The 7418-nt window shown below is 62.0% G+C and carries 5 protein-coding genes and 1 pseudogene; 4 read left to right on the forward strand and 2 right to left on the reverse strand.

What is annotated here, in order from left to right:
- The first annotated feature begins 816 nt into the window (after window positions 1–816).
- The 4 genes from ACYQ1K_RS27530 to ACYQ1K_RS27545 all read left to right on the forward strand — a co-directional run bounded on the left by ACYQ1K_RS27530 (window position 817) and on the right by ACYQ1K_RS27545 (window position 4835).
- Window positions 817–1428 carry a TetR/AcrR family transcriptional regulator gene (locus tag ACYQ1K_RS27530; protein WP_459986827.1) on the forward strand — a complete coding sequence of 204 codons (612 nt, stop codon included), beginning with the start codon at window positions 817–819 and terminating at the stop codon, window positions 1426–1428.
- Between the two features lie 251 nt (window positions 1429–1679).
- Window positions 1680–2372, forward strand: a complete 693-nt coding sequence (locus ACYQ1K_RS27535) for a putative quinol monooxygenase (RefSeq protein WP_459986828.1) — start codon at window positions 1680–1682, stop codon at window positions 2370–2372.
- 6 nt (window positions 2373–2378) lie between these two features.
- The gene (locus tag ACYQ1K_RS27540; protein WP_459986831.1) at window positions 2379–3524 is read left to right on the forward strand and encodes a VOC family protein; all 1146 of its coding nucleotides are present in this window, start codon (window positions 2379–2381) and stop codon (window positions 3522–3524) included.
- Between the two features lie 9 nt (window positions 3525–3533).
- Window positions 3534–4835 carry a cytochrome P450 gene (locus tag ACYQ1K_RS27545; RefSeq protein ID WP_459986829.1) on the forward strand — a complete coding sequence of 434 codons (1302 nt, stop codon included), beginning with the start codon at window positions 3534–3536 and terminating at the stop codon, window positions 4833–4835.
- Between the two features lie 120 nt (window positions 4836–4955).
- Here the strand turns inward: ACYQ1K_RS27545 and ACYQ1K_RS27550 are convergent, their stop codons facing one another.
- Together ACYQ1K_RS27550 and ACYQ1K_RS27555 are read right to left on the reverse strand one after the other, a co-directional pair.
- Window positions 4956–5597, reverse strand: coding sequence for a transposase (locus ACYQ1K_RS27550; protein ID WP_459986830.1), 642 nt, complete (start codon window positions 5595–5597; stop codon window positions 4956–4958).
- A 93-nt stretch (window positions 5598–5690) separates the two neighbouring features.
- Window positions 5691–6897, reverse strand: a pseudogene (locus tag ACYQ1K_RS27555) (IS256 family transposase).
- Window positions 6898–7418: the final 521 nt, after the last annotated feature.

The raw sequence follows: 7418 nt of genomic DNA on the forward strand, positions 1-7418 counted from the left end.
AGAAGTCCTCAGTCACCGCTTTGCCCGGACTTCCCCGAGGAGTTGGAGCTCAAGTTGAGGAGTACTTCTAGTCGGGCCTTTAGCGGGACTGTGTCGATATCCGCAGGCCCTCTTGAACGGGTCCGATCCTCGATACGTCTTGGGAAAAATTCGCCCATGGTCTGGAGGCGCTCAATCCATGGAGGACGAGAGTCATGGCACCACCCAGACCGTACCCAGGCGAGCTGCGTGAGCATGGCCACCTGAATGGCGGTCGAGCTGCGTAGGACCCGGCCTCGTAGAGTGACGCGATCCACCGTGTGGCGGAGCAGCTCGGCGTGCACCCGAGGCGTTGCGCGGGCGGGTCCGGAAGGCCGAGATCGACAACGGTGCCCGGCCGGGCATCGCGAGGGCCAAGGCGCGTTGCGGCAAGCGAACCACATTCTGATGACATCTGCGGTTTCCTTCGCGGCGGAGCTCGACCGCCCCATCCCGAAGTAGTTGCCCATATCGAGGTCCACGCCTGTTCGACGGGCGCGAGGTCGAGCCGATCTGCGTTGCGCTGAGGAAGGTCGTGTCCAGATCACACCGAGCAGCTACTACGCCGTCAAGGCCGGGGCCGCTGTCGGCGAGCGCAATCCGTGACACCGAACTGGTTGAAGACATCAAGGTTGTCCAGTAGGCGATCCAGGTACTTATGGTGCGAGAAAGGTCCACGCCGAGCCAGCCGAGAGGCCATCCCGGCCGCGCTGTGCGCGGTGAAGCGGTTGATGCGCGCCGGTCGCCTGCGCGGGATCCCGCGGGAGAACACCCGGAAGACCTCGTTAGTGTCGTAACGTGCACACGACATACTTGGAGTATTTCGGTCAGCGCGCTGAGCAGCGCGCACAGACCAAGGCTCTCCTTCTGCGCGCTTCAATCGAGGTCTTCGGAGAGTTCGGCTATGCGGCGGCTACCGTGGGCCAAATCGCAGAACGCGCAGGAACGAGCCGGCCGACATTCTATACGCACTTCGACGGGAAGGCGGCTGTCGCAGTGCAGTTGGTCCACGAACTGGGCGTTCACTTCGATCGCGTCTTCACCGAGCTCTTCGAGCTCGTGCCCCTCACGCGTAATGGCGTGCGTGAATGGGTCGTGGACGCGATCCGATTATGGGACCCGATGGAACCGTTGCCGACCATCGTCGATCAAGCGACCGTACTCGAACCTGTAGTCCGCCAACTACGGGACGCCCAGATGGGGGCCAGCATCCGAGCGACCGCCGAGTTCCTCAAGCGGCATCGCACAGACCTCGCCGACGACGACGCGTTACTTCACGCCTGCCGTCTGATCTCGGCATTCCATGTCATCCGACAGACCCGACTCCTCGACTTGTCACCGCTCGCAGCCATCACAGTGGAGTCACTAACCGACGACTGGTGGAAGGTGCTCGGGAGCCGGATGCGTTGACACCAAGACGGCTGGTTGACATGATGTCGATGAGTCACTGACGCTATGTCAGGCGCGCGGCACGGCCCGCGCAGAAACACCTGCGAGGGGGAGCCAGTCGTGCCCGTTCAAACCTGTAAGGACCAGCAGTTGACCGGTTTCGTCGCCGAAGTACTAGGGACGAGAAGTGGCGCTGCTACGCCGCTGGGCAACGTTCGACGGATCGGAGGTGGGCGTTGAGTGGGCCCATCCGAAGCCTTCATCAAGGGCGCATGAACGCCGCGCCAGAGGGGCTCGAAGCTTATGCGGACCGGCTAAGGGATGAGCTGGGTGCGAGCGAAGCTGAGGCATACGCTGCGGTCAACGACGATGGTCTATTCGCGCTAGTGGAAGTATGGCCCAGCCAGGCTCAGTACGCCGAACATTGGGCGAGTGCGGTCGCTAATCCTAAAGAAGATTGGCTCCTAGGCCAGCTGCACGACGCGGCCAATGATATGTCGCCTTCGGAATTCTACATGGTGGAACCATTCGGGCCGGGCGCTGCATGGACGGCAACCGCGATCGGGGCGCAGAAGTCAGCCATCGTATGGCCGGGCCGGGGTGCCGTCAGGGTCGTGCTTCAGATCGGCTTGACGGACTCCGCGCAGCTGCGTGCCAACCTCGTTGCTGACCAAATGCTGACCAGGCGCGAGCCAGGTTGCTTGCAGTATCAGTGGTTGCGAAGTGTCGACGTCGCAGAGCACTTCCTGTTACTCGAACTTTGGGAGAACCAGTTCGTCTACGACAAGCATTGGAGTCTGCGGACCAAGACCGGTTCGGCCGGTGGCGAGATGCCCATGGTGGAACGAAAGCGGGGGACTGGTGGAATCGAGTTCTATCGCCAGCAGGAGTTTACGCACCTATATGATCGCTGGCTGCCCGCAGATGTTCGATCGTGGTCCGAGACGGTTGTGTGGGGGAGTTGACGCGTGATGGAAGTTGAGATGGCATCGCCTTTGAGCGTCGACCGACTCCACCACGTCGGTATCGTCGTCCGTGACATCGATCTGGCCACCAAACGATACGCCGAGATTTTCGGCATTAACGAGTGGTACATTCGCGACCTGGGTCCGGCCGAGATTACGAACGCGACCGTTGGCGGGCGCCGCGTGGAAGCCCCACGATTACGAATCGCTACTGCGACGAGTGTTCCCCCTGATGACTGCGGGTGGGATGGTACCGAAAATCTGAATCGTCCTGTCTCATTTGAGCTCGTTCAACCCGTGAGTGGTGAGTCCGTCTTCATGGACTTTCGATTCAAGCGGCGGCAGGGGATTTCTCATCTGAAACTCGGTCAGGTCAATTCGGACGATTTCGTACAAGTTCGTGCCCGCGCGGCCGCGCTAGGCATCGAAGTCGCCGCCTCGATGACGGTGGACGGCCGAATCCAGCGCTATTTCCTCGACACTCGCAAAGCCCTTGGCGGATATTATGTCGAGCTTGACGTGGAACCTGAGTCCTCGGGTCCTGGACCAGTTGGTTGCCGGGTCGATCACAGAGGAAGTTACTCTCGACCGGAGGGCACGGGTCCTCTGCAAATCTTCGGTATTAACCATTTCGGTATTGTCGTCGACGACGTGATGGAAACAATCCAGAATTACCGGGATGTTTTCGGCCTGAACACGTGGGAAATTCGCGAGTGGCGCACGGAAAAGGGTTCCCTGGAACGTCCATTTTATCGTAATAAGCAAGTGGATCACGCATACTTGACCGCGCTGGCGATCCCGTTTCTAGATTTCGGGCTAGAAATCATTCAGCCGACGCATGGCCCTAGCCATTACAACCGTGAATTCAGGGATCTTTGGGGCGCTGGAATTCACCACATGTTGCTGAACGTTTCTTCGGGGCCAGTCGAATGGGAGCGGACGCGAGCATGGCTCGACTCCATCGACGTGCCGATGGTGATGGGCGGCGGGCTGATGGAGGGTGCCGCCGAGTTCGGCTACTACGACACAACCGAGGCTCTGGGCGGCTACATCCTCGAGGCATTTGTCCTCAAATCACACCCCACCCAACCACGCGACGGGTCGTCGACAGACTTCGCCATCGACTTCGCTGCGCTCGCAGAGCAACTGTAGGAGGACTTTGTGGCAACGACATTCATCCCAGTGACGCCTTCATCTGCGCCTATAGGTGCGGCTCGAGCGGCTGACTTCATCGGCATCGATCTAACGGCGCCAAGTTCCTACGCGGATGGTCCGCCGTTTGACGCGTTCGACGCTTTGCGGTCCTCCGCCCCCGTTGCCTGGCACGACGAGAAGCCGCGTGACCGCAAGTACGTACCACTGGGCGGCGGGCTGAAGGACGACCCGGGATTCTGGGCGGTTACCAGTCACGAGCTGGTTAGCCATGTCTCGCGCACACCCGAGACCTTCTCGTCGTGGCTCGGCGGAGTGAGTCTCGCCAGCCTCGACGAGGATGGTCTAGCAGCGACCCGCGCCATGATGATCAATATGGATGGCTCCGCCCATGGCCGGATTCGTCAACTTGTCCGGCCGCTCTTCTCCACGCGTGCGATCCGCATCATGAGCGAGTCGATCGCTCGAATCTCTGAAGAGCTAGTAGACGACATGATCGCGGACGGCGAGGTTGAGTTTGTCTCCAAGGTAGCGGCCGAACTTCCAATCTGTGTTCTTGCTGATCTTCTAGGCATCCCCCGGGAGGAGCGGCATCTGCTCCTGAAGTGGACGAACGCTATTACGTTCGCTGACGACCCAGATCTGGGCAGCCTCGACGCCCTCGTTGAAGCCTCGACCGAGATGGCTCAGTATGGGCAGCGGATTGCCGAGGACCGTCGAAGGCATCCGCGTGGTGATCTCATCAGCCTCATTGCAACGGCCGAAATTGATGGTGAGCGCCTCAACGAGGCGGAGATGGCGGCGTTCTGGAACTTACTGGTTGTGGCTGGAAACGAAACGACGCGTAACGCCATTGCGGGCGGCATCGTTGAGATCAGCAGCAGGGGGTTGTGGTCTGATCTGCGTAGTCAGCCTGAGCTGGTTCGAACCGCCGTGGCAGAGGTGCTCCGGTTCGTGACCCCCGTGATGCAATTTCGTCGTACGGCGGTTCGCGACGTGGTCCTCGGGGATCAGCAGATTCGTGCCGGAGACAAAGTCGTCATGTTCTACGCAGCCGCTAACCGCGACCCAGACGTCTTCGTGGATCCGCATAATTTCCAGATCGATCGGTCACCGAATCTGCACCTTTCCTTTGGCGTCGGCGCTCACGCATGTCTCGGCGCCCAGCTTGCCCGCTTGGAGATGTCAACACTCTACGGGGAAATGATCAAGCGGATCCGCGACATCGAGGTGATTGGAAAGGTCGTAGGCGTCCAGTCGAACTCCCTGCGACAGATCGCGCAGGTCCCAGTCCGGGTCAACAGGGCTTGATACTGGTTAGGTCCTGAACTGGCGTGTGCTGCACTAACGGGTGACAGTCTGAGCTGACCCACCGTTTGGATTCCAGTTGCGGTGGCTAACTGACTGCGGTTGTGGTGTCGTTCTTGGAGGTTACTTCGAACTCGATTGGGGCGCGGTAGCGAGCGCGAGGTGGCGGCGTTGGCGGTTGTAGAAGATCTCGATGTACTCGAAGATCGCGTTGGCGAGTTCCACTCTGGTCGTCGATCGCCGGCGATTGAGGAGCTCGATCTGCATCGAAGACCTGAAGCTCTCCACCATCGCGTGCCGAGCCCGTCGCCGACGGTCCCGAACGAGGGCAGCAGCCCTGCCGAGCGGATCAACTCGGTCGGAGTTCCATGAGGTGAACTGGGTGGCGTGATCGGCGTGGACGATCCCGTCAGGCTCTGGCTGACGGTTCCAGATGACCATGTCGAGAGCGTTCACGACCAGGGTCGAGTCCTGCTTGGAGTCGATCGACCAGCCCACGATCCGGCGGCTGTGCGCGTCGAGGACCGCTGTGCAGTACACCCACCCTTCCCGGGTGCGATGTTGGGTGATGTCGGTGACCCACAGCTCGTTCGGGTGCAGTCGATGGAAGTTTCGGTTGACCAAATCGTCGGCAGTGACGACCCCGCGCAGCCGCTTGACCCGTGCCGGGCAGGGAAGCCCGACAATGCCCGCCTGATTCATCAGCAACCACACGGTGCACTCGCACACGGTGATCCCCATGCCCAGGGTGAGTTGGGCGTGCACGCGCCGGTATCCGTAGGTGCCGCGGGACGCGACGTGGACCTCGCGGATGACAGTGCCCCGCGGGGTGGTGGGCTTTGGGGTGATCCTCGGTGCCTATACGTCGCTGCTCTCGATGGTGGCGACCGAGTCAGTATCGCTGGTCTCGTAGAGCTTGGCCATAGACCCTTAGGACGGGTAGCGGCGGTCGCCGGCGATCCACTCGTCGTGCATGTCGATCAGCACCGCCCCGACGAGCCTGATCACCGCGGCGGCGTTGGGGAAGATCCCGACGACCCGGCTGCGGCGCTTGATCTCCTTGTTGACCCGCTCGAGCGGGTTGGTCGACCAGACCTTGCGCCAGTGCTCGCGCGGGAACGCGGTGAACGCGAGCACCTCGGCCTTCGCGTCGTCCATCAACGGACCCAACTTGGGGAACCGGGCGGCGAGCTCGTCACGGGTCTTGTTCCACGCCGCGTGGACGTCCTCAGCAGTGGGCTGGGCGAAGATCATCCGAAACGCCGCAGCAACGTAGTCGGCCCGTCCCTTGGGGACGTGCGCCAGGAGGTTGCGGGCGAAGTGGACCCGACACCGCTGGCGCGACACCCTGGAACGCCCGCTTCAACGCCTTGACCAGTCCCGAGTGCTGGTCGCTGATCACGAGCTTCACGCCGGCCAGACCGCGCTGCTTGAGGCTGAGCAGGAAACTGCGCCAGAAGACCTCGTCCTCGCTGTCGCCGACGTCCGGGCCGAGGATCTCCCGCTCACCGGTCGCGGTGACGCCGGTGGCGACGATGACGGCCATGGATACGACCTGGCCGCCCTTGCCCGGGTGGTTGCGGACGTGGAGGTAGGTCGCATCAAGGTAGATGTAGGGGACCTCGACATGGTCCAGGGTCCGGGTGCGGAACGCGCCGACGGTCTCGTCCAGGTTGTTGCAGATCCTCGAGACCTCGGACTTCGAGATACCGGAGCCGCCCATTGCTTCGACCAGGTCGTCGACGCTGCGCGTGCTGATGCCGTGGACGTAAGCCTCCATCACCACCGCGTAGAGGGCCTGGCCGATCCGTCGGCGGGGCTCGAGGATGATCGGGAAGAACGACCCCTTGCGCAGCTTGGGGATTCGCAGCTCGACGTCGCCGACGGTGGTCGTGAGCATTCGTGACCGGTGGCCGTTGCGCTCGGTGACACGCTCGTCGGTGCGCTCATAGGGCGGGGCGTCGACGCGTTCGGTCGCTTCAAGCTCGATCAGCTCCTGGAGCGCTACACGAACCGAATCGCGGACCAGATCCACGCCTCGCCGCCAGCCCTCAAGCACCACCACTCCCGGGGACTCTCCTCTCGCGGATCAACCCGGTGAGCCACTCGCGCCGCAGTTGCGTCGAAGTCGGAGTCCTGCTTCGCCTTGTAGTAGTTCTGCCGAGCAACGCCGAGAACCCGGCGGCAACGGTCCGCCGGGACCCCGGCATCGACGAGACGGTCGATCACCGGGTAGATCCTTTTGGGGCGCGGACGGTCCTCGCCCAGGAACTTCGCCTTCTGCCGGACGATCAGCTCTGTCTCGAGCTCGTGGATGCGGCGACGTGCTGCACGGAGCTCCGCGGACTCGCTCGTGTTGACGCAGGGGATCTCTCCGCGGTCGATCTTGTCTTGCTTGACCCACTTCGAGAGCGTGACGCGATGGATGTCGAGCTCGTGGGCGGTCTGGTTTGCGGTTTGCCGGCTCGAACCAGAGCGATCACTCGTGCTCGGAACTCGGGTGGGTAGGCGCGTGGCACAGGACTCAGCCTCCCGGTGAAGGCAGTCACTTAGCCACCGTCACTGGAACCTTTCTGGTGGGGCACG

The sequence above is a fragment of the Nocardioides sp. AN3 genome (assembly GCF_054653495.1).